This is a genomic window from Stenotrophomonas sp. GL_111 (assembly GCF_057835245.1).
This window is the reverse complement of record NZ_CM174421.1, coordinates 57,370-81,080: the sequence shown is the minus strand read 5'-3', so window position 1 is coordinate 81,080 and position 23,711 is coordinate 57,370. Positions and strand designations below refer to the sequence as shown.

The following is a 23,711-nucleotide window of genomic DNA, read 5'->3' as shown; positions in this document are numbered from 1 at the left end:
AGAGCTCAAAATGCCGCGCGTCATGCGATTCCGCCCCACGCCAGTATCGGACGGCGTATCCACTGCGGAGCTCAACCGCAACGCGGCAAGTCAGCATCCTGCCCTGCGCATTGAAGGCCTGCTCCCTTTCTGCAGTCCACTAGTCCTCATGCGGATCGTCCCAATTGAGCATGGAATCGAAGATATCCGCCCACTGCTGCAGATCGTCGACCAACCAAGGCGTCAATGGCAGCGATGCAGGATCGATGGCACCGGTCGGGAACCCGTCATCCCAGATGACAAAGCACCCGTAGTCCGCCATGACCTTGAGCTTGATCGGACCATGAGCCTCGGCCACCTCGCGCGTCATTTCGCTGCGTTGCAGGTGTAGGGACTCTCTTTGCGGAGCTCTTCACCCGTCTGCAGGTTCTTGATACGACTCGAGCGGATGGCAAACACCGGCTGCTCCATGGTCGAGGCGCGGTGGCCTCACGATCAAATCCATCATCAGGTGCTTGGAACCGGCATCGAGTCGTCAGACTCCGTCATGAACGCAAACGCCTATTCGTACTTCGGTAGCGGCGCAATGGGCAACCACTCCTTCGGCACGTATGGAGATGACACCTGTACCTGATGACCGTGAAGCCATGCAATCTTTGCGTAGACAACCGCGAACGTGCATATGAATGGCCCGGTGGTACCGCTTTCCTCTTCCTGCCGACGCTTCATCAGCTTTGGCTCGACCAAATCGTCCAGGGAGGCTTCCATGCCGGCGACGTCCCCTTCCGCGAGCGCCATGTGAAAGCGATAGTCAGCTTGGTAGCTTCCAAGCTTGGCAGGCACATCCCCCAGAAATACCTCGCAGCGCGGGACCAAGGTTTCCCAATCACCACGCAACGCCAGCAGGGTGTTGTAGTGGTAGTACTCATCCATTTTTGGATTGTTACGACGCTTCCCAGATAGCGAGCCACTTCCCGGCGTGAATGGATAGTCGAAACGCGAGAACCACTCGACGAGGTCCACGTTGTCGGAAAGCAAAGGCGTCAAATACATGGACGTACGGCAGTCTTTTGCTGGACGCTCCTGAAACAGGATGCGCCTGATCTTTGCTGCAACGTACGACCACTGCTTCATCCCTTCCAGGTCTTGCCCCTCGAACCACGAGAGCATCGCCTTAGCGATTGCATACATGTGCAGACGCTCTTTGCAGGCGTACGGGTCACCCGTATTTGTCCCGATGAAACGAAGACAGGATTCCGCGTCATAGAACTGACCCGGCTGCATCCGATGGCGCAGCAGCTCAATCGCGCCGCTTATGTCACTGAGGTAGTCAGCGCTCTTCACGTTCGTCACCACCGACTTTCACTCACCGCGACAGCCTCTCTTATTGTCCTGTCTACCGTCGCCGAGCCAACCCTCACTGAATCGCCCCGACTTTCCTAGACACCTTGCAGCCATAATTCACAGCAGCACTAGGGGTGTCTATGAGCAGCAAGCGATACACGCAGGAGTTCAAGGTCGAGGCGACCAGCGGTACAGAACGAGGTGGTCACCGATCTCCTGCAAGAACACGCTGTCCTCAACGAGCTTGCGCCTACGAACGCAGGCTCAGCGGCGCAACCTATAGTTCTGTGCCGCGACCCTGGCAGCGTAGACAGATCCATGCTGCCGAGCCGTTTCACGCGCCAACGTGGACGCACTACGACCGAGGCGGCGCGCGATGGAGCGGATGCTCGCACCGTTACCGCGCTCGATCTGAAGCACGGCACGCTCTTGGGAACTCACATGACTGTACTGCTTTCCCATGCGGCCACCCCAAGTGATTGCGGGGTATTGCACTTGGAAGTTGAGTCCAAGCACTTGATTCTTGAGACCGCCCTCTTTTGATCAGGTGACATCGCGCTCAAGCATGGGCTCTTCCTCAATCCGAAATCTTCCGGGGCGGTACAACGTCTTGAGCTCTGCGCGGCGACGTGAGAAGGAATCGAAATCATTCGTCACATCTTCCAACCTTTTGATCACGGTGACGAGGTATCCATTGGACTGCTCGTCTACAGAAAATCCCCGTTCGCGCATCTTCTGACGATCTCCTTCATCTGCGAACTCATCTCCGTAGTACATAGCCCACGCGATATTGGTGATATCTGGATTCAAAGCTGCCCCAAACGATCCCGCTTCGAAAGACGACCATGAACTCGGCCGCCCTATTTCCGGAGAGGTGAAAAGATGGAGCATCGCCAAACGAGGGGGAAAGACGCCAATGAGCGCGCGAAAGACTTCAATCCACTCTATCTCCGGACTCCACTGGGCCGTAAGGCTAACCGTCCCAGGCACCACTGCTCCCCGGTTGTTTCGCATCGTATGGCGAACGTAGCCGGTCGACTTCACTGCGTCCTTTCGCCTCCACGCAAAGTCAAGGCTGAAATCAGAGACAGTACCCTCAACCCGCATCTGCGCCACTTCGTTCCACCAGAGATCCAAGGCATCAGCGCCTTTAAAACCATCCTTGAATCTATCTGGGTTGTGGGACACCTGCTGCGGATACAGATGCCCGTCGCCCAGGGAGAGTACGTTTAGCAACGCCCTTCCAACCTCCTGTGACTTCGTATCGATGCGGCTACGAAGCGCAGTTTTGACGTATGTCTTCATTAGGATAGCCATGCTGGTCTACAGCCCCCCATCAGTCTCCACAAGTAGCACCAAGGCATCTTCCGTCAGCACTGGTCGGGCGCCTTGGCTCCAGATGGAGAAGTACGGATCAAAGTTCAGCGAAAGCGGAATCATGGGCATCATTACGTACCAACAGAGATAGTAGTCAGCCGCAATTCCGTAAAGCGCCTCCATAAGACCATCAATTACTGGACCTACATCCCCAAGAGCATAATCAACTTCATCGCCTACAAATGAGAGCATCCATCCGGCTGGGGTGTCCGAACTTATAGGCATCTGGAATGATTTACGATCCTGGACGACAACACGTGAGCCTGCCACTATCCCGTGAAGTTTTGAATTTCCCCGCTCGACACAAAACCTGGAAAGCTCCTCCAGCCATGTCTTGGCCGCAGACACCATGAGTAGACGATTAGCGTCGCTCTTGGGCTGGAAGTAGAGATAGCTATCTAGGCTGGAAGAATCGAGAACATTCTTAGTTCTCTGATACAGCGTTGCCCCGGACGGAATTCCAGCAAAGACAGAGAGCAGCTGTTTTTCATTAAGCTGATTCTTAAACAGCCCAAGGAAGTGCGACTTTTCAAAGTCACGCTTTCCTTCTGAAAATAGGATCCAGTCTTTTAGCAAATCGTTCATCTAGGTCTTTTTAGGCAGCGGGGGCAACAAACTCGGGTCAATTTTCCATCGATCACGAAGCTCGATGACGCGTAGATTAAACTCTTCCAAGGATTTACTACTGTCGATTACATCCTTCAGCTCATTGTGGAAGGAGCCAGAGCCATGCCCGCCGTGCTTGCCTGGTAGGCCAGTTGAGGGGTTGATCCATTCTAACGACTTTGTCTCGGTTCTGAATCGCTGAATTTCGCTCATCGGCACGCCCCATTCTTTGAACTCAGGTGCCCTGCAGACCATGCACCACTCGTGCAGTCCACCTGGGGCACGAATTCTGCGCTCGACCACTCGCTTTATAGTTGGGTTCTGCCAGATGAGATCAAGCTCTTCAACCGTAAGATCATCAAACCATCGAGCGAATTCACCGTTCTCAGGACCCGGGACCCTCCCGTCGGACAGTAGCTGATCGAGCGTTCTCGGTGGTGGAGCCTTTTGCGCGGCTGCAGCAACATCCGCAGCAATCTGCTCCGCCGCATGCTCTCCCTGCTTTAGCGCCTGCTGCGCAATCGACTCACCTACCGCAGCGACTGTGTTGCCCGTACCCGGCAGCTTTACGGGTATCAGCAACGATATCGCCGCAATGCTCGACTTGTCTCCATTGCCTTCGAAGAACCCAGTAACGAAGGTCAGCAGGGTCCCGAGGTCGCCAGTGAAGTTCTCCAGGATCATGAGACCGTCGCGCCCGACAGCGCCCTGTGCCATCTCCCCAAGCTGCTTGTTGTAGGTAACGCGTACAGCGGATTCTGTCATCCCGCCGGTCATCAGGGCACTGGTCAGCAGATCAAACGCCTGATGGTTGCCGACGTAGAGATCCTTGTAGATGTTGGGGTCGCGAACTTTGCTGGAGTCAGGTTCGATGAAGCCCTCACCCCAACTGAACATCACAGGATTCGTTCGGATGAAGTTTTGAGCAAGCGAATCCGATTCGTATTTTTCAGACGCAATCAGGTCGACGCTGGCGTATCCCTCTCGGATGAGCCTGTCGCGGGCCTGTGCTACCTGCTGCGGCGTGCATTGGTTACCGCATGCAAAAAGTACGTTCGCGAACTCGCCAGCCTTGCTGGCAAGGAACATGATTTCGTCGGGGTGCAGCTGCCGATTGAACTGATCACCGGATAGCGCGGTGCTTCCTCCAGTAGCCCCCCCCGCTGCTGCGCCAAGAGCAAGGCTGCTGGCCTCCATCAGTGCGTTGTACATCGGGTCACCAAGGCTCAGCCCCAGTGTCTTCTGGAGGTATTCCCCCATTGCACCCTTTGCCTTCTCGACCGTACCCGCACCAAGTGCTCCTTCCAACGCATCGCCGCCGCCCAGCGCAGCCACCACAGCGCCCGTCAGCCCGTGCAGGAGGGCCTTGTTCGTTCCACCCTCACTCCAGGCTGCAATGCGGGCCCGGGCAGCTTCCTGCGCCTCAGGGTCCGCGCCTGCGGCAATCAGCTCATTGATTGCATCGCGCTGCATCTTCTCTGCCACAGCTCCGGCGGTACGGAATGCAACTTCGCCGGCAATCTTCCCGGCCTCCAGGTTCTGCTCAATCTTCTGAGCGTCGAACTTGTTCGCCAGCCCCTCCTGCTGCAGCTCGGTCGCCGTACGCTCCAACCCGTCTATGGCGGAGCCATCGCCGTTGCGAACAATCACCGTGCCAGTGGAGATGTCGCTACGCGTGATGCTGGTGGCCGAGTCGCCCTGCGCGATGCCCAAGGTTGGACTGGCTCCAGGGTTGTTCCAACGGCTGTCAGTCGGAGCGCCCGGGTTGCCCCCCCCATTGCTCTGGTCACCGATCGAGCCACTGAACCCGACCGAGGCCCCAAGGCTGCTACCGCTGTACTTGGCGACGTTGACCAGATCGGTAACGCCCAGGCTTTCGGTGGAAAGCAGGTTCTTGGAGGCATCTGCCGTACTGGCAATGGCCGCGCCATCCAACTGGGTGTGGTTGCCCACATTGATCTGGTAGCCGCCAGCGCCGGCAGCAATACCGGTCTGCTGGGTGGTGCTGTTGTAGTTGTTGCGGATATCGGTCTGGCCATAGCTGACACTGCCGCTGCTGGTGCCGTAGCACAGCGGTGGAATACACAGCGAGACGCCGAAACCGCCGCTCTGGTCCTTCTGGTCATAGACCTGGCGATCCTGGCTGCTGGTCAGGGTCAGGTCGCGACCGATGTCGGCCAGCACGCTGTCGCCCGTAGCCTGGGCGCCTTGCAGGGTGGCGTCGCGGCCGCTGATCAGCGACAGCTGGTTGCCCGCCTCCACTTGGGTGGCCTGATGGGTGGTGCCATTGCCCTGGATATCACCGCGCGCAGCCGACGCTGCCAGTTCAATGGTGAAGCCGTTCTGCGAGCCACCCAGGCCGAAGCCCACACCGACACTGCCACTGCCACTCTTGTGGGTACCGTCCTGTTGGTTGCTGCTCTGGCTGGACAGGAAGTTGATGTCGCGCGCAGCGTCGAAGCTGGCGTTGTTGCCCGCGCTGATCTGCGCGCCGCGCAGAGTGATGTCGCCGTTGGCGGCGTAGCCATCGGCGCCGGTGGTACCGTCCCCGGTGGCGATGACGGTGACGTTGCGCCCGGCCGACACCGTGCTGCCCTGCTCCGTGGACTGGTGCAGGGTGTTGCTGCTGGAGCCGCTGCTGCTGCCAACGCTCGCGGTCACCTTCACCGCTGCGCCAGTGCCCTGCATGGCGTCTTTGGCGGCATAGCCGGCCTGTGCGCCATAGAGGGCTGCCATGCGGTCGTCGCCAGCGTCGGAGGCACGCTGCGCCGCTTCAGCCGCCTGCGCGGCCTGTACGCCGTAACCAGACAGGGCGATGGTGCCGCCGGCTTGATGGACCCGGTGACGCTCGGCCTGGGTCAACGTATCGGTTGCCGCGTCGAGGATGACATTGCGACCGACCAGAGTGACGTCGTGGCCGGCAGCAATATCGGCGCCGCGCGCGATCAGGTCCTGCTTGGCCACCACGCTGATGTCGCCCTTGTTGCTGCTCAGGCTGGTGCGGACGCTGTTCTGCTCGGTCTGGCGGCCATTGACATCGTGCAGCTCAGTGCGCACACCGGTGCTGCCCGTATAGCCGTCACCACCGAGGTCGCCGATCTGCTTGCTGCGTTGGGTCTCCTGCCAGGTGCGGGTGATCTCGCCGGGCAGCAGTTCGATACCGCCCTTCTGGGCCAGCACGTTGAGCGCATTCTCCGCTGCGACCTGTGCTCCTTGCAGGGTGATGTCGCCTTCGCGGCTGACCAGGTTGATCTTGTCGGCGTTGATGGTGCTGCCGGTTTGGCCAACAACCTGCTGGTTGCTGCCACCTTCGCTGTTGCCGCTGTTGTATGGCGACATGCGTACGCCGCTGCTGTTGGGCCCGCCCTGGACATGGCGGATCATGTCGCCCGGTGAGATGGAGCTGGCACCATACTGCTTGCTGCTTGAAGACCCCGCCCGGTCGTTGGACTGGGTGTCGATGCTCGTGAGCAGCATCACGTGGCGCTGGGCATCGAGGGTGGCGGTGCCGCCGGCGGCGATGGAGCTGCCCGCCACGGTGATGTCGCCTTCAGTGGCGCGGATGCTGACGTTGCCAGCGGCGTTGAGGCTGCTGCCGCGCTGGGTGGTAGTGTCCACCGCAACGCTGCCCTGGCTCTTGCTGCTGCCATAGCCGACGTTGATGCCGGGCAGGGTCAGCGAGGCCGCGCCCAGTTCCTTGATGTAGCCACCGGCCTTGTCCGCGGTGCTGCCCGAGCTGTTGCTGACCTGCTGCAGGTTGCGGATGGTGTCGATGGGTGTGCCGGTGAGCGTGGCGGAGAGGCCACTGCTGCGGCTGCTCTGGCTGGCCCGGTACTGCTCGGTTTCCTCGGCCGGATTGATGGTGACGTTCTTGCCCTGGATGGCGATGTTTCCCCCCAAGCCCAGCACATCGTCGGCCGCACGGCCGGCCAGCACGTCGCTGCCACTGAGGGTGACGTCGCCACCCGCGATCATGCTGACGTTGCCTTCCAGGCTGCCGATCATGCTGCCCGAGCGGGTGGTCTGTTCCAGCGAAGTGGCCGTACTGCCCTTCTGGCTGCCCGCGGTGATGCCGATGCCACCGAAGCCGCTGGCACCGCCGCCGCCGAATACGCCAGACTTCTTCCTGCTCTGTTCGAACGATTCACTGTGCTGTTCGGTGGCCGCTTCCACCGTGATGTTGCGGTCTGCAGCCAGCAGCACGTCACCGGTTGCGCCGACCTGTACGCCGGTGGCGCTGATGTCGCGGCCAGCGGCGATCTGCACGCCTTCACCACTGAGCGTGGTACCCACCGCATAGGTGTCCGACGACGTTTCGCGGGTGGTGGTGGTGGTGCTGGAGAAGGTTTTCTTCTTCTTGCTGTAGGTGTCCTGCTCGAAGCTGTGATCCTCTTCCGCCGTTGCCAGCACGACGTCGCGGCCTGCGGAGACGGCAACGGTGCCACCGTTGCTGTACACGCCGGCGGCGGTGAGGGTGGCGTCCCGGCCGGCGATCAGCGCTATGTCCCCGCCTGCCTTGAGCGCGCTGCCGTGGACGGTTTCATCCAGCGTTTCGGTCTGCTGGGAGTAGCGCTTGCGGCGAATGTCCGTTGCGCTGGTGTTGGTGGTGGTGACCTCGCCCACGTTGAGGTCACGCCCGGCCACCACGGCCAGCGCGTTGCCGGCGGTCAGGTTGGCGGCGTTGAGGTTGACGTCCTGTCCCGCCTGCAATGCCATGCTGCCGCCGGCCTCCAGCCCACTGGTCTGAAGGGTCTGCCGCGTGCTCTGGGTGCGCCCGTTGTTGCTGTCCTGCTGCGTGGTCAGCACGTTGAGGTTGATGTCATTGCCGGCAACCGCACTCAGGCCGTTGCCTGCCTTCGCCTGCACGGCGGTCAAGGTCAGGTCGTGCCCGGCCTGAAGGCCAAGGCTGCCACCCACGTCCAGCGTGGTGCGGTTGAACACTTCGCCCGAGGCGCCGCTCTGCTGGGTGGTCAGGTTGAGGTCGCGACCGGCCTGCAGTGCCGCGTTGCCCTTGGCACTGGTCTGCGCGCCTACCAGCGACAGGTCTCGGCCGGCGACCAGTTCCAGGCCACCGGCGGATTCGATCCGGGCCACGCCCAGGCTCGCCACGCTCTGCAGGTCGCGACCGGCAACCAGGCTGATGCTGCCGCCCTGGATGAGGCCATCCTTGTTGATGATGTCTTCCACGGCCGACACGCGCACGCTGCCGCCGGAGGTCATGGCCCCGCGATCATTGAGCAGGCTGCCGGCATCGATCGACAGGCGGTAGTCCGCGCTGATCATGCCCTGGTTGGTGACGTTGCCGGCACGGATATCCACGCTTTCGCCCGCGATCGCGGCGCCGCCCAACTGCAGGCGGTCGGCGGTGGACTGACTCAGGTACACCACGGGCACCAGAACCTGCTGCCCGCCGACTTCCTGGGCCACCATCCACACGATGTCCTCATCCAGCGCCGCCATCTGTTCGGCGGAAAGCGCGATGCCCACGGTGAGCTGCAGACGACCGGCCTCGGCCACACCGCCGTCCATCATGGCGCGGTACTGGTCCATGCCATTGTCGAGATCGGCATCCAGGTACTTGCGACCGGTCAGACCGGTGATCTGCTCCAGCACCAGGCGCTGCTCATAGAAATCATCGCCCAGCCGCTTCAGGCGCTGATCCGGATTGAGGTTGAGGCGCTCGAACATGTAGTCGGAACCCAACCACTGGCCGTAGTTGGCGAAGCGTGGATCGGTCTCCACCAACCAACGCTGGTCGCCCGGATTGACGGTGTACAGGCCGCTGCTCGGCGGCAGCAGGCCCGGCAGCGGGTTCTGTACGGTGCCCACCACCTGCGGTGGCTTGACCACGCCGCTGGAACCGGGTGCAGGAACGCCGACCTGCGGTGCCTGGCCAGAGCCGGTCAAGGTGCCCGTGGCGGGGCCTGTGGCGACGCCCGTCACCGGATCGGGGGCCCCGGTGCTGCCGGTGGCCGTGCCAGCCTGGCTGCCGTTGCCCAGCCCCGGCACGTAAGCACCCACGCCGTTCCAACCGCCGATATCGGCAGCCGTTCCGCCGTTTCCGGCGTTGACGACACTGTTGTTGACCTCGCGCGCTTCGATGGTGACGTTGCGGCCAGCGGTGATGCTGGCATTGCCGCCGGGCAGTGCCACCTCTTTGGTGACGGTGCTTGTACCGAGTTCGCCGCGCGCCCAGTTTGGCTCTTCGTCACAGGTCATGCGCGAGGCGCAGGTCTGATACTCGACTTCCCAGGTCGATACGCGACGAATGGTCTTGGTCGCCGTCAAACCCACGTTGTTGACCACGCCTGCCCAATCGGCCGGGTTGTCGCTGTTGGACGAGCCGCGGCCACTGATTGTCAGGTTGGTGCCGGCGGCAATGGCCGAGTACAGGTTATCGACCGTACCGGCGATCTGCATGTTGCGACCGGACAGCAACTGACCAGCGGCACTGGCGGCATAGACGCGCGTACCGGAGAGCACGGTATCTACATGGGTAACGCCCTGCGGGCGCCAGATGAAACACGGATTGCGTGCGTCACCGCAGAAGCGTTCGTAGATCTCGTAGGGGACACCTTCTTCCCCATGCTCACCTGCATCCGGATCGCCCGCCTGGTCGGCGGCAGCGTAGGTTTTGGTCTCGTATTGCAGCACGCGACGTTCATTGCGCACGCCCAACGCCAGCAGTACCAGGTCACGTTCGGCCTGGATACGACCGGAGCGGTTGGTGATCTGCTGCGCGTTGCCGCCGTGGCGGCCCCCTATGCGGATGTCGCCGATGCTGTACAGCTCGCCGTCGAGGTTGTTGAAGACATCGGCGTTGATGGCCAGCGTGCCGGTAGTGGCGATCAGGCCTTCGTTGTAGTCGCGCACGGGCACGGTACTGCCAAGTTCGCGACCGTTGGTGACCGTGCTGGCCGTCAGCGTGACCTGGTCACCCATCACCGTGCCGGTGTTGGTCAGCCACGCACTGCTTGTCTGCACACGATCGCCGTCGATGCGGCCCTGGTTCTCGATGCCCTGCTGGGCATTCAACGTGGCGCTGGCGGTACCGGCACCGTTGCCTGCGCTGACTGTGCCGGCGCCGGTGTTGTTGATCTGGTTTGCGTTGAGTTCCAGGCTGCCGTTGGTTTCGATGCGCCCCTGGTTGGTCAGCGTACCGGCGACGTTCAGCGCAAGGCGCCCGTTGCTCTGCAGCTGCTGGCCAGCCTGGTGCAGGTAGTCGCCGGCCAGGTGCAGCTCCAGGTCGGCACCGCCAAACAGGCGGCCCGCCCCTTGGAACGCCTGCAGCTGTGCCCACAGCTGCTGGTAGGCACTGATCTCGCCGCTGGCATTGTTCAATGCCCCCAGATATAGACGGCTGCTGCGCGTGACGAGGCGGCCGCCGCTGTTGTCCAGGGTAGCCGCACGCAAGGTGAAGAGATTGCCGGCAGAGAGTTCCCCTGCACCGTTGAGGACGGTGGCAGCGGCGTTGTCCAGCACCAGGTCGGCGCCTGCGTGGACACGGCCATTGCGGTTGTCCAGGTACGCAGTCTGCAGCGTTGCGCTCTGTCCTGCGACCAGCTTGCCGCGCTGGTTGTCGATGTGCGTCGCGCTGAGCTGCAGACTGCCTTGAGCGGTGCCCAATACGCCGTCGACGTTGTTGATCGTCCCGGTCGTGGTGACGGTCAGGTCGTTGCCGCCTTCCACGACCAGCCGTCCACCACGGTTGTCGAGCGTGGATGCCGCAACGCGCGAGGCGGAATAGGCTTCGATGCTGCCGCCCTGATTGTCCAGCGCGCCATCGACGTCTACCTGCAGCTGGCCGCCGGCGTACAGCAGGCCGCCGACGTTGCTGAGATCGCCGTTGATATCCAGGGTCAGATTCTGCTTCGCATACAGATTGCCGTTCTGGTTGCCCAGGCTGGCGGTGATGACGCTGGCGGTGCCTTCGCCGCCAATCAAGCCATTGCGGTTGTCCACGCTGCCAGCGGTGAGCTGCAGGGTGCCAGCCTGACGCTGGGCAAGGGTGCCGGCACTGTTCTGCAGCGTCTCGAGGGCACGCAACTGCAGGTTGCCGACCGCATCGATGCGGCCGCCGCTGTTGTCAATCCAGCGCGCGCGGATGTCTGCGCCGCCGCCGGCACTCATCTGGCTGCCGGTGGTGTTGCTCAAGCGCTCCACCACATCCACCAGCAGCGCACCATTGCTGACGATCAAACCCGCGTCGCGGTTGTCGAGTTGGGACGCACGCAGGGTCGCACTGCCGGTGCCGGCGTGTTCAATCCGACCCCCTGCGTTGTCCAATACCGCCACTGCCAGGGTCAGGTCGGTGGCGTTGGCGGCGATGCGGCCACCGTCATTGCGCAGTGCACCGCTCAAGGTGAGCACCAGGGCATCGCTGCCGGTCTGGATCAGCTCACCGGCACGGTTGTCCAGTGCGGCCGCCAGGATGCCGAGCTGGCGGGCCTGCAGCGAGCCGCCCTGGTTGACCAGTTCACCCGTGGTTTCCAACTGCAGGGTCGTGGTCGCGGCGAGGCTGCCGTTGCGGTTGTCAAGGTTGCCGGCCGTGGCACGCGCCACCAGATCGCCACCAGACCAGACCAGGCCGTTGCGCAGGTCCAGGCCGCTCCCCTGCAGTACCACCTGTTGGCCCGCGTGAACCTTGCCGGACTGCAGCAGCAATCCCTGCGCGGTCATGCTGACCCGCCCGGTACTGCCCAGGCGACCATCGGCCCCCAATCCCGCCACGATCTGCCCGCTGTTGTCCACGCTGGCCCCGGCGAGGTCCACGTCACCGCTGGACAGCAGCCGACCACGATTTTCCACGGTGCCGGCCTGCAGGCTCAGGTCGCTCGCCTGCACACTGCCGGTATTGCGCAGCACGGTGCCGGCCGTGGCAGTGACGGCGCCACTGGCATAGACCTCGCCTTCGGTGATGAGGGAATCGCTGGCGTGCAGTGCGATATCCGCGCTGCTGTCCAGGTTGCCAGACAGCAGCAGATCGCGCTGCGCGCGCAGATCGACGCCGGCCGCAGCGTAGACCTTGCCCCCCTGCCGCAGGGTGCCACCAGCCCGAGCCTGCACCTGCCCGGCGGCGATCGTCTTTCCAGTGATCGCCAGGTCGCCGGTGGTGGTCAGCACGACGTCGGACTGCTCGCTGCCCAGATCGCCACGACTGTCCACAGCGCCGGCCTGCACGTCCAGCGTCTGCACCGAAACCAGACTGCCACGATTGCTCAGTGTGTCGGCCGCCACCACGGTGGCCAGGCCGGCGCTATAGGCGGCGCCGGTGTTGTCGATGGATCCTGCACGCAGCGCCAGTGCCTGCCGTGCATACAGATTGCCGGCGTTGGCGGCCACCTGCAGCACCTCGATATCAAGCAGGTCGGCGCTGGAGATATCGCCGTCGGCCAGGTTCTGCAGCGCTTGCGCGCGCAGGGTCAGCGTCGCATCGCTGGCGATGATGCCGGCATTGCGCAGCTCGCCGCGGCTGTCCAGGCGTGCTGATTTCGCGCCATACAGGGTGCCCGTGTTGTCCAGGCTGCCGGCGCTCAGCGCCAGCGCGTCGATGGCATGCAGGCGGCCGGCATTTTCCAGGCGGCCGATCGTGTTGACGTCGAGCTGACGGGCCAGCGCCAGGCCCTGCGCGGTCTGTACCAGAGCGTCGGCGTCCAGCTGCAGCCGTCGCCCCGCCTCCAGGCGCTGGCGATTCAGCAGGGTCGCAGCGTTCACCCGCAGATCGCCGTCACTGATGATCTCGCCGGCGTTGTCGAGGTTGGCGGCGCCGAGCACGATTGCCGCCCCCGCGCGCAGCCGCGCGCCGGCGGCGTTGTCGAGGCGACGCGCGGCCTGGATGTCCAGCGTATCCGAAGCCAGAACGACACCGCGGTTGTCCAGCTGTCCCAGCACCAGCGTGGCATTGCCCGCTGCGGTGGTGCCGGTGTTGTTGAAGACACCAGCCTGCGCCAGCAGCGCGTTCTCGGCGATCAACTGCCCGGCGTTGTCCAGCGTGCCGGCAATGTCCAGGTGCACATCGGCACCGGCGGACAGCTCGGCGCTCACCGACTGCCGCAGGTCCCCCGCCGATACATCAAGGCGCTGCGCGGCGCCGATCAGGCCACGGTTGTCGATCGTCCCGGTGACCGCCAGCGCAGCGTCGCGCTGGCCGTAAAGCTGGCCGCTGTTGTCCAGACTCGTCGCCTCGATGCGGGTGCTGCCGCCACCGATCACCACGCCAGCGTTGTCGATATGCGAAGTGGCCTGCAACTGCACCCTGCCCTGTGCTGCCAGGCGCGCGCCCTGCTGTTGAGTGATACGTTCGGCACGTGCCTGCAACTGACCCGCCGCGATCACCTGGGCGTTGTTGTCCAGGCGCAGGCCACCACGCAGGTCGATATCACCGCGGCTTTCAATTCGCCCGGCCAGCTTCAAGCTGCCGTCCGCGCCCAGCTGGACCCGGCCAGCAAGCAGGCTGCCGGAAGTTTCCAGGCCATCCCGCGCATGCGCGTCGAGCCGGTTGGCAGCGCTCACCTCGCTGGCCAGCTGCAACTGGCGGCCGGTCAATCGCAGATCGTTGCCGGCCTGGGTCACGCCGGCGACAGTGAGCGTGCCGCCGGTTTCCACCACCACATCCCCCGCTGCCGCGGTGCGGCCCGTCAGCTGCACATCCCCGCCGCTGGTCAGCACGAAGTCGCCGCCGGTAGCGATCAACGCACCGGCGCTGCGCACCCCGACACCCGCCTCGGTGCCCACCAGGCGGATCTTTCCGGCGTACATGCCGCCCAGCGCAGCCACGTCCAGGCCGAAGCCCGGGGTGGCACCTTCGCCCTGGATGGCGTGCGTGGCGAGGGTGGCGTAGTCGATCTGGTTGGCACCCACCACCACGTTGGCTTCCTTGGCCCACAGCCCAGCATTGATTTCCACCGCACGCGCAAGCAGGTCGATCCGCTGCAGGTTGTCGGCATCCAGGCCAGCACCTTCCAGACGGATGGTGCCGCGCCCAACCTGGAATGCAGACAGGCTGCCGTCACCGCCGAACAGTGGCGTACCCGTGGTCAGCACGCCACGGGTGGTGTTGATGAAGCCGCAGCCGTCACAGGTGATGCCGTTGGGATTGGCGATGATCACCTGTGCGGCGGCACCGGCCACTTCGACGTGGCCCTGGAGCAGCGATCGATTGCTGGAGGTGACCTCATTGAGAATCAGCCGCGCCGACTGCCCCGACGACAGGTTGCTGTTGCCTTGGACATAGCCGGCAAGCTGGGTCTGGGTGGTGACAGCGCTGTTGTTGAGCACCTGCCCTTGGCGCCCGACGTTGTAGTCCTCGAAACGGTTGTGCGATACCCCGCCCGCGTTGGGGGCGGCGATCTGCACTACGGGCACGCCGTTTGCCGCCGGTTCCTGGCGGGTCTGCCCACCGGCCTGCGGCTGCACCTGTGCAAAGGAGCTGAACGGTCCGCCGAAGACCAGGGTGACCACAGCGGCCAGCACACCGGTTCGCAAGCGAGAACCGGACAGCGACAGGGAGGCGGCGGGGCGGGTGCGGGTCATCATGACGGGTCTTCCATGTGGGACACGTGGTATTACGGTTTCACCGGCGGGCTGCGCCAACCGGCCTACTACGGCGTTCCGGGAACTAGAACTGCGTTGCCAGGCGGAACCCAACCACGCGGGCGTCGCTCTGTTCGCGGATGGCACGCGGTGCCTCGAGTGGGAATCCGATGAACGCATCCCAGTCCAGGCCCAGCGCCTGCCCACGCGCGCCCACGTGGGCACCGACCAGGTCGCCACCGGCAATGCCCTGGGCTGCGTTGTTGGCGATGTGGCCGATGTCCACGCCGGCGTAAGGCGCGAAGCGACGATGCAGGTTGAAGCTCAGACCGTTGCGCCAGTAGCCACCGGTCCCACCGCCCATCACCACTTCGCCATTGAAGCCGTTGACTGTGTAACGGCCGCCGATACTGATGAACTCCGAGCCATATAGCGGATCGGACGACCACTGGTAGCGAAGCGCGCTGTTCCAGTAGATCGGGCGCGCGCCCTGCAGCAGCGGAGCAGCAACGCCGATGTCCAGCACGGTCATCGCATACCGGAAGGTGGGGGCCTGTTCGCCAAGGCCCGGCGCATCATCGTCCCCGCCCAACCATGGCAAACCGCGACGGTGCGCCACACGCACGTCTGCCTGCAGGCTGCCCATGTACTGGCGATGCAACAGTGCGAGCTCGGCCGACGTGGTGCGGCGACGTTGTCCCAGCAGCTCGTTGCCCTCGATGAAACTGCGCGAGCGACGCTGCGCGATCCGCAATTCCATTGCGGTGCGGTAGCTCTGCCCACGCCAGAGCAGCCGTTCGATACCCAGGTCGATGCTGCGCGAGCGCCCGGTACTGCTGAAGTCTTCGTTGCCGCCATTGATGATCTGCGCATAGCGCGACCCATACGTGCTGGTGGAGAAACGCCAGTTGCCCAACGGCGCGTTCCACGAGGCGTTGTAACCGTGGGTCCCCTTGCCGCGCTCGGCACTGCCGTCGCTGTTGACGCCGATGCTCAACAGATCGTTGATACCCAGCAGGTTGTCGGCCCACACCGTGGCGCCTGCCTGCTGCTTGCCGGTGCCTTCACTGCCGCCATCATCCAGCGACAGCGCACCGCGCCAGCGACGGGCCGCCTTCAGCGTGATCACCACGTCCGATTCACCGGGCTGTGCCCCGGGAACAAGCTCCATTTCCACGTCCTGGGACGGCACGCGCTTGAGCTGCTCCAGGCCCTGTTCCAGCTGACGAAGATTGAGCACATCGCCAGCACGGGCGGGGAACGCGCTTTTCCACATCGTGTCACGGTGGTCGCCTTCGGCGAAGCGGATCTGGCGGATCACGCCGGGTACCAGTTGCAGGCGCAGGGTACCGGCACCAAGGTTCTGCTCAGGGAGTCCGATCCGGGTGGTGACGTAGCCTTTGGCCAGGATAAGGTCCGAGGCCCGGCGGACCATCAGGGCAATGCCCTCCTGGCCGATGCAACGTCCGGCGTACTTGTCGAGGTAGCGTTGGGCAAACCTGAAGGTGTCGCGGTGTGCGCCCTCAAGCAGGATCGCGTCGACCCGAAAGCACGGCGACTCCTCTGGAAGGCGGGTCACGCGATGATCGGAAACCTCCGCCGTCGCCGGCAGGGTCACTTCTGGAATGGCCTGGCGTTCGGCACGCTCGCGCGCCTCGCGCTCGGCGCGGTCACGCAACGCCTGCTGATCGGCCAACGAGGGCTGGCCTTGCTGCGCCCAGGCAACTACAGGGACTGCAAGCCATGCGCATAGCGCAAACAACATGACACCCCGCGGGCGCCAAGACGACACTGCTACTGCATCCATTCAACCAGACCGTCCTGCCATTGTCCTGGTCATGTGCGTCGTCGCGACCGCACCGCGTCCTGCCCGTGCCCATCAAGCCGCTCTCCATCGCGGCCAATACACCAAGCGTGCGGTACAACCTGATCGACTGCCATGAAACCGGGATCGTGATGTTGCGGCAGCCGGACGTCCGCGGCCACACACGGCCCGTTCGCCCACTACTGCCCCCGTTCCAGGTCGCTCTCTGCAACAACGCGCATAGGCGGCGGAGCGCCGGCGCATCACCGGGTCCGCACACACCTGCACAACCTTGTGCTCCTGCTACCTGCTCCTCAACTGCGTGCTTTCATCGGCGCCCACGTACCGTCATCTGTCCGAAAAGCTTCCATCAAGGAAGCTTATCGGCCAGAGACCGGAGGACTTGAGGCTTGCGCGAACATCGAGGCTACAGAATAGCAAAAGTTAAATTTGCGTCAAAATTAGCAAGGCCAAATGGTGCTCACCAGACTCAGCGCGGCGGCGCCGCCAGTTCCCGGGCACTCAGGTACCCGTCGCCGTTGGCATCCTGCTTGTGGAAACGCTGGATCAGCGTCTGCCGCTGCTGCTCACGGGTGATCGGGGTGCCTTTGCCGCCGGGCAGTTCGTCGGCGCTGAGCATGCCGTCGCCATTGCGGTCCATGCGCTCGAAGGCGTACAGCATCCACTGCACGTACTCCTCGACGCTGACCCGGCCATCGCCGTCGGTATCCATGCGTTGCAGGTAGCTGCCGGTGTCGGTGACCTGGGCCTGCACGGCACTGGCCACCAGCAGCAGTGCCAGCCACGAAAAACGCCGCACGGGGCGGCGTTTCGCGAAACGGTGATGCAGCACTGACGGCATTCGTCAGTGCGCCGTCAGTGCGTAGCCCTTGAGCCGCGCAGCGTAGTTCTGCAGGGCGGCGATGCCGCTGGCTTCAGCCTCGTGGCACCAGGCCTGGAGCAGCTTCAGCCGTTCGGCGGCGTCGTTGCCACGGGCTTCCAGCAGGGCGGCCAGGCGGGCGCGATGTTCCACCAGCACCTGGATGCGCGGGCGCTGTTCGACCCAGCTGCTGAGCTGGGCGCGGCAATCGGGCTTGAGCCAGCGGCCATCATTGACCAGGCCACGGCGCAACCGCCGCGGCAGCAGCTTGCGCAGCTTGGCACCGGCCATGGACGCTTCTTCACGCAGCGCCGGTACGAACACGTTGCGCTGGTAATCGGTCATCGCCTGGAAGCGGTGCGACAGCAGCGCCTTCAGGGTTTCGGCATCGGGCACGGCGATGTTCGGGCGCACGTCCATGCTCGGCGCCACGCGCAGCACCTTGGCCAGGCGCAGGGCCTGCAGGCCACGAATGGCGGCCCAGCCGATATCGAATTCCCAGCGGCGCATCGAGAAACGCGCCGAGCTCGGGAAGGCATGGTGGTTGTTGTGCAGTTCTTCGCCGCCAATCCAGAACGCCCACGGGGTCAGGTTGGTGGAGGTGTCGGCCGATTCGAAGTTGCGGTAGCCCCACCAGTGGCCCAGGCCATTGACCACGCCGGCCGCCCAGAACGGGATCCAGGCCATCTGGATCGCCCACAGGGCCACGCCGGGCAGGCCGAACAGCAGGCTGTTGATGGCCAGCAGCGCGACCGGGCCGAGATTGGCATGCGGGGTGTAGAGCTTGCGTTCGATCCAGTCGTCCGGAGCACCGCGGCCGTACTGTTCAATGTCCGCGCGCATCGCGCGGGCCTCGCGGTACAGCTCCACGCCACGCCAGAACACCATGCCGATGCCCTTGGTGACCGGGCTGTGCGGGTCTTCATCGGTTTCCACCTTGGCGTGGTGCTTGCGATGGATCGCCACCCACTCCTTGGTGATCATCGAGGTGGTCAGCCAGGTCCAGAACCGGAAGAAGTGCGCGATGACCGGGTGGAAATCCACGCCGCGATGCGCCTGGCTGCGATGCAGGTACAAGGTGACGGCGAAGATGGTCAGCTGGGTGAATACCAGCAGCACCAGCGCCATGCCCCACCAGCCGAGGCCGACGACACCGCCGGTCAGGAAGTTGAGGAGCGTATCGAGCATCGCAGGACTCCAGGCCGCAGTCGGCCAGCAAGGAAACGGGTACACCTGGGCACATCATGGGGCCTGAGGTTGCAAACTTCATCCGTCTGATGCGATTTTTACGCCGTCATTCAGTTGATTTCCCTCTTCGTGAGCATGCCCACGCATTCATGACAGTTGCCGCCTCCCCCGCCGCTCCGGCCGCCACCGCCCCCCTGATCGAGCTCGACCGCGCCTGCGTGATCCGCGGCCAGGTGCGGGTGTTGCACGATCTCAGCCTGCGCATCGCCCAAGGCCAGCACACCGCCCTGCTCGGCCCCAACGGCTGCGGCAAATCCTCCTTCATCAAGTTGATCACCCGCGAGCTGTACCCGCTGGCGCATGCCGACGGCAGCGTGGCGGTGCGCGTGCTCGGCCAGAGCCGCTGGCAGGTGGACCGGCTGCGCGCGCAGCTGGGCATCGTCACCGGCGACCTCAGCAGCAACCTGGCCGACATGCCCGGGCTGACCGTGGAGGAAGCGGTGCTGTCGGGCTTCTTCGCCAGCTTCGTGGTGCCGGCCTTCCGCGAGGTCAGTGCGGACATGCGGGCGCGGGTACGCGAGACGCTGGCCCTGACAGGCGCGCTGGCACTGCTGCAGCGGGGCTATGCCGAGTTGTCGGCCGGTGAAACCCGCCGCGTGCTGATCGCCCGGGCACTGGTCAACCGGCCGCAGGCGCTGCTGCTGGACGAGCCCTCGACCGGCCTGGACCTGATCGCCCGCCAGCACCTGATCGCCACCATGCGCGCGTTGGCCGCCCAGGGCATCACCCTGGTGCTGGTCACCCACCATATCGAAGAGATCATCCCGGAGATCGAGCGCGTGGTGCTGCTGCGCGGCGGCAAGATCGTCGCCGACGGCGGCCGTGCCGACCTGCTGCGCGATGGACCGCTGTCGGAGGTATTCGGCGGGCCGATCCGGGTGCTGGAACAGGACGGGCACCTGAGCGCCGTCGCCGGCTGAGCGCGGCCCCGTCGTCTGAGGGTAGAGCCACACCATGCGTGGCTGGCGGGCTGCGCGGGTGCTCGAGGTAAAGGCAGCCATGCATGGCATGGCGTTACCTGGGAGACGGAGGCCATCGCCCCCGTCTCCCGCCTTGCCTAGAACGTCAACGCCACCGCGCGGGCTTCGATCGGAGCCATTCGGCTCTGGTCCTGCAGCTGCAGGTCGCGCAGCTCGAACGGTGCGGCGTAACCGCGCGGCAGCGCCACGCTGGCAAACGGCAGGGCCAGCTCGCCCTTGCCGGCACCGGCAAACCACGCCGCGCTGTGGGCCTGCGCCACCGGGTGCAGGCGCCCGTCCGGGCCGGTCGCATACAGGGTGCCGCGGGCTTCATAGCGCCCGGGCGCACCGATCTGCAGCGGCAGGCGCACCGCACGCGTGGCGGTGTCCACCTCGGCCTGGCCATCGAAGCGCGCGGTCGGCTGGGCTACCGCGAAGGCGATCTTGGCGTCGCGCTGCACACCCTTGCCGGTCACGAACGCCTGCAGCTCCCACAGCCCCTGTACCGCACCGACATCGCGCGGAATGGCCACCCGCGCACGCAGTCCGTCGCGCGAGGCCTGCAGCGGTACCGGCCAGCTGCGGCCGTCCGGCGCCACCAGCAGCGCTTCGCCACCGGCCGGCAAAGCCCGGCCTGCGGCCAGTGCAGTGCTGCCACCGTCGTCGACCAGGCGCGCGTCCAGCTCCAGGCTGCCCCCGGCCAGCACCTGCTGGCGGCTGGCCTGCAGGCGTAGCGCGACGGTGCTGTTGGGTTCCAGTACCTGCACCACGTAGCGGCCCTGCGCCTGTGCGCTCTGCAGGCGATAGGTACCCAGTACGGCGCTGCGCCCGGTGCGCACCATCGCACTGCCCTCGGCCACGGTCATGCCGGCCGCACGCAGCTGCTGTGCATCCACGCCCTTGTCGACCGCCAGCGCACCGGCCGGATCACGTACCTGCCACTGCTCCGGGGTGAGCCGGCGCGCGCCCTGCACCGGGCTGACCTGGATCACCGCATCCGGTGCGGTCAACGGCAGTTCCAGGCCCTGCTGCAGGGCCGGCGCGTCCACCATTTCCCAGTAGCTGCGGCTGGTGGCGGCGAACGGGGCCGGGGCCGTGAGCGCCTGCGCCGGGTCCAGCGCCCAGGCAAGGCTCAGCGGTGCGCGCTCGCTGGCGTCGTTGGGCAGCAGCGGCGCGGCGTCCACGCGGCTGGGCACCTGGTCGGCGGCGCGCGCGGTGAGCAGCGGTTGCGCGGCCTGCAGCGGGAGGGCCAGCACGGCGGCGGCCACCGCCACGGCAATCGTCAGTCTTGAAGTCATGGCGTGCTCCTCACAGGGTCAGGTCGTTGCGCAGGATCGCGCCGAGGCCGAAACATTCGCGGCGGCTCTGGTTGTGGCTCAGCGGTTCGGCGCCCTTGGTGCGCGCCTTGTCGGTGAACCACAGGCTGCCGGCAGCCTTCTGGCTGCTGCACTCCAGGAACCCGTCGGAGCAGCTGTTGAGCCAGTTCTGGGTGAGCTCCAGCCCGACGTTCTGCGCATAGCCGCCGCAGTAACTGTTGCTGTCCCACACCGCCGATTCGACATCCGAACCCACCACCGCGCGGAACGGTTTGGGCAGGGCGGGCCGGCCTGCGGTGCCGTACAGGTTCTGTGCGTTGTAAGTCGCCATATGCCCCACCTGCTGCTGGCGCACGGCGTCGTTGGTGTAGCCGAGCAACCAGCCCACCGAGGCTTCAAACGCATTGCCGTTGAGCGCCGCATCGGCCAGCGGTGTGCCCGCCGAGGACGGCGCCAGCGCGGTCACCTTGCTGATGGTCTGGATGATCTTCGGGTAGCGGCTGTCGTAGGTCGGGTTGGACAGGATCCAGCGCACCACGTTGCCGCCGTTGGAATGGGTGATCACCACCAGCTTGGTGATGCCCTTGCCGTTGATGAAGCTGGTCAGCTGCCCGGCCAGGCAACCGGCGGCCTCGGGCTTCCACATGTACTGCTCGAAATCGCAGTTGATGACCGTGTAGTTGGCGCTGTTCGGCAGGCCCTGGCGCACGGTATCGATGATTGCCGGCTGCCAGTAATCGGTACGTGCGTCGGTCTGCTTGCCGGTGCCATGCACGAACGCGACTCCCACCACGTCCGCGGCCTGCACGCTGGTGCAGGACAGCATCAAGCCCAGGGCGAGTCCACCGCCCGTCTTTGCTGCGTTGCTTCGCATCGCTATCTCCATTGCTGATGGTCCCCCTGATGACCGGCGCTCCCACGGCGGCATGGCATGCATCTATCCATACGCGTGTGACGGTTGATGGCGCCTTTGCGGAAGCTATGTCGCGCGCACGTTGATTTCCGTGAACCAGTAGAGGGTTTCCAGGATCCGCACACAGTCCCAACCTTCACCCGGCACTCACCATGCCGGATCTGGCTGCATGACCAACGGCCACTGCCGCCCGCCAATCAAGCTGCGATCATGGCCGCTTCCCCCGTGCCGAGACCTGCCGATGTCGTCGTCTTCCGCTACCACCGCTGCGCTGCGCCCGTTGCTGGGCGTTGCCCTGCTGGCCACCCTCGCCGGCTGCGCCACCGGCACCGCGCCCGCCAGCACGCCGGTGGAAGCTTCTGTGGTGACCCGCGCCGTGGGCTACCTGCACGCGGACGCGGTACCGGCCAGCCTGGCCCTGGTACCGGCGCCGCCGGCAGCGGGCTCGGCCGGCTTCGCGCTCGATGAGCAGGTCAGCCGTGAGGGGCGAGCACTGCGCGGCAGCGCGCGTTTCGAGCAAGCCCATCGCGATGCAGAGCTTGGCTTCCCGGCCGGGGCGAATCAGTTCTCGTGCGCGGTCGATATCGACGTGGACGCGCAGAAGACGCCGGCGCTGTACCGCCTGCTCGAACGCAGCCGGATCGACGCCAGTGCCGCCACGCGCACGGCCAAGAAGCACTATCAGCGCGCCCGTCCGTTCATGGTCAACAACGAACCTACCTGCAGCCCGGAAGACGAGCAGGACCTGCGCGGCAATGGTTCGTACCCGTCCGGCCACACCTCGATCGGCTGGGCCTGGGCGTTGATCCTGTCGGAGATTGCGCCCGACCGTGCCGACGCGATCCAGGCACGTGGCCGCAACTATGGCGAGAGCCGGCTGGTGTGCAACGTGCATTGGCAGAGCGACATTCTGGAAGGCCGCTTCATGGGGGCCGCTGCGGTGGCACGCCTGCATGACAATGCAGCCTTCAATAGCGACCTGATTGCTGCACGCAAGGAGATCGCGGCAGCGCGCAAGGCCGGGCTGCATTCCAGCCGCGACTGCGCCACCGAAGAGGCGGTGTTGAAGGTGCGTCCGGCAAGCGCGCTGTAAGGCCTCCGCAACGCCCATCGCGTCAGCGCGCCGTATCGATGCCGCCCTGGGCCGATATCTCCGCGGCGCGCTGACGCTGACGGCCCAGGGTCCAGAGTTTGACCGACTCGATGAGCAGCAGCAGTCCACCGGCCAGCACCAGCTGGGTGATGGGCGAAATGCGCGGATCGCGTACGAGCAGCAGCACGAACGGCAGCGATGGCAGCAGCAGCCACAGGCGCAACGGAACCTGCAGGTAGGCCAGGTAACGGCCATACCTGCTGCGCCAAAGCAGTAGCGCGCAGGAGGCGAACAGGCTTGCCTGCAACGCCCATGTGGGCATCAGCAACAGCGTCGCGGTACCGCCATGACTGTCCAGAACGGCGAGCGAGCCGCGAACATCATCCAGGTACGGCGTGCGCCCGCTGCGCAGTGCTGCGATGACGTAGAGGAGTATCTGTGCCGCATCCATGCCTCCCCAGAACAGGAAGGCGGTGTTGCGCATCGGGCGTGGGTGATCGGTCACGTCCAGCTCTCCTGCAGCTTTGGCGAAGGGCACCGGGTGGATCCACCGAGCGTGGGCCGCGCAGTGTGGGACAACGTGCCGGTTGCGGAGAATGCAAGAAGTTGCAGAACGGTGCGGAAACAGAAACGGCGCGGATCTCTCCGCGCCGTTTTTCA

Annotated in this window: 13 protein-coding genes and 1 pseudogene; 2 read left to right on the top strand and 12 right to left on the bottom strand. The window is 64.7% G+C overall.

Annotated elements, in window-relative coordinates; genetic code table 11:
* Positions 1–139 precede the first annotated feature (139 nt).
* From AC3IPM_RS00330 to AC3IPM_RS00290, 9 genes and pseudogenes are all read right to left on the bottom strand, one after another.
* Complete coding sequence (locus AC3IPM_RS00330; RefSeq protein ID WP_489301947.1) at positions 140–349, bottom strand: hypothetical protein; 210 nt, start codon at positions 347–349, stop codon at positions 140–142.
* A gap of 191 nt (positions 350–540) precedes the next feature.
* On the bottom strand, positions 541–1,323 hold the full coding sequence (locus AC3IPM_RS00325) for an Imm49 family immunity protein (protein WP_489301946.1): 783 nt from the start codon (positions 1,321–1,323) through the stop codon (positions 541–543).
* A 174-nt stretch (positions 1,324–1,497) separates the two neighbouring features.
* Positions 1,498–1,785, bottom strand: a pseudogene (locus AC3IPM_RS00320) (helix-turn-helix domain-containing protein); the annotation flags it as partial.
* A gap of 81 nt (positions 1,786–1,866) precedes the next feature.
* Positions 1,867–2,628 (bottom strand): hypothetical protein, encoded by a 762-nt coding sequence (locus AC3IPM_RS00315; protein WP_489301945.1) that lies wholly within the window; start codon positions 2,626–2,628, stop codon positions 1,867–1,869.
* Positions 2,629–2,646: 18 nt separating this feature from the next.
* Positions 2,647–3,285, bottom strand: a complete 639-nt coding sequence (locus AC3IPM_RS00310) for a hypothetical protein (RefSeq protein ID WP_489301944.1) — start codon at positions 3,283–3,285, stop codon at positions 2,647–2,649.
* Entirely contained in the window at positions 3,286–14,841 is an 11,556-nt protein-coding gene (locus AC3IPM_RS00305) for a hemagglutinin repeat-containing protein (protein ID WP_489301943.1), read from the bottom strand. It lies immediately after the preceding gene.
* Positions 14,842–14,923: 82 nt separating this feature from the next.
* Positions 14,924–16,534 (bottom strand): ShlB/FhaC/HecB family hemolysin secretion/activation protein, encoded by a 1,611-nt coding sequence (locus tag AC3IPM_RS00300; RefSeq protein WP_489301942.1) that lies wholly within the window; start codon positions 16,532–16,534, stop codon positions 14,924–14,926.
* 598 nt (positions 16,535–17,132) lie between these two features.
* Complete coding sequence (locus AC3IPM_RS00295; RefSeq protein ID WP_489301941.1) at positions 17,133–17,504, bottom strand: EF-hand domain-containing protein; 372 nt, start codon at positions 17,502–17,504, stop codon at positions 17,133–17,135.
* Positions 17,505–17,507: 3 nt separating this feature from the next.
* Positions 17,508–18,710, bottom strand: coding sequence for a DesA family fatty acid desaturase (locus AC3IPM_RS00290; RefSeq protein WP_489301940.1), 1,203 nt, complete (start codon positions 18,708–18,710; stop codon positions 17,508–17,510).
* Positions 18,711–18,859: 149 nt separating this feature from the next.
* Between AC3IPM_RS00290 and AC3IPM_RS00285 the strand changes: the two genes are divergently transcribed.
* The gene (locus tag AC3IPM_RS00285) at positions 18,860–19,690 is read left to right on the top strand and encodes an ABC transporter ATP-binding protein (protein ID WP_489301939.1); all 831 of its coding nucleotides are present in this window, start codon (positions 18,860–18,862) and stop codon (positions 19,688–19,690) included.
* A gap of 137 nt (positions 19,691–19,827) precedes the next feature.
* Here the strand turns inward: AC3IPM_RS00285 and AC3IPM_RS00280 are convergent, their stop codons facing one another.
* On the bottom strand, positions 19,828–21,027 hold the full coding sequence (locus AC3IPM_RS00280) for a DUF4785 domain-containing protein (RefSeq protein ID WP_489301938.1): 1,200 nt from the start codon (positions 21,025–21,027) through the stop codon (positions 19,828–19,830).
* 10 nt (positions 21,028–21,037) lie between these two features.
* Positions 21,038–21,919, bottom strand: a complete 882-nt coding sequence (locus tag AC3IPM_RS00275; protein WP_489301937.1) for a lipase family protein — start codon at positions 21,917–21,919, stop codon at positions 21,038–21,040.
* 280 nt (positions 21,920–22,199) lie between these two features.
* Between AC3IPM_RS00275 and AC3IPM_RS00270 the strand changes: the two genes are divergently transcribed.
* Positions 22,200–23,051 carry an acid phosphatase gene (locus tag AC3IPM_RS00270; protein ID WP_489301936.1) on the top strand — a complete coding sequence of 284 codons (852 nt, stop codon included), beginning with the start codon at positions 22,200–22,202 and terminating at the stop codon, positions 23,049–23,051.
* 22 nt (positions 23,052–23,073) lie between these two features.
* Here AC3IPM_RS00270 and AC3IPM_RS00265 read toward each other — a convergent pair whose 3' ends face one another.
* Complete coding sequence (locus tag AC3IPM_RS00265) at positions 23,074–23,535, bottom strand: hypothetical protein (RefSeq protein WP_489301935.1); 462 nt, start codon at positions 23,533–23,535, stop codon at positions 23,074–23,076.
* Positions 23,536–23,711 lie beyond the last annotated feature (176 nt).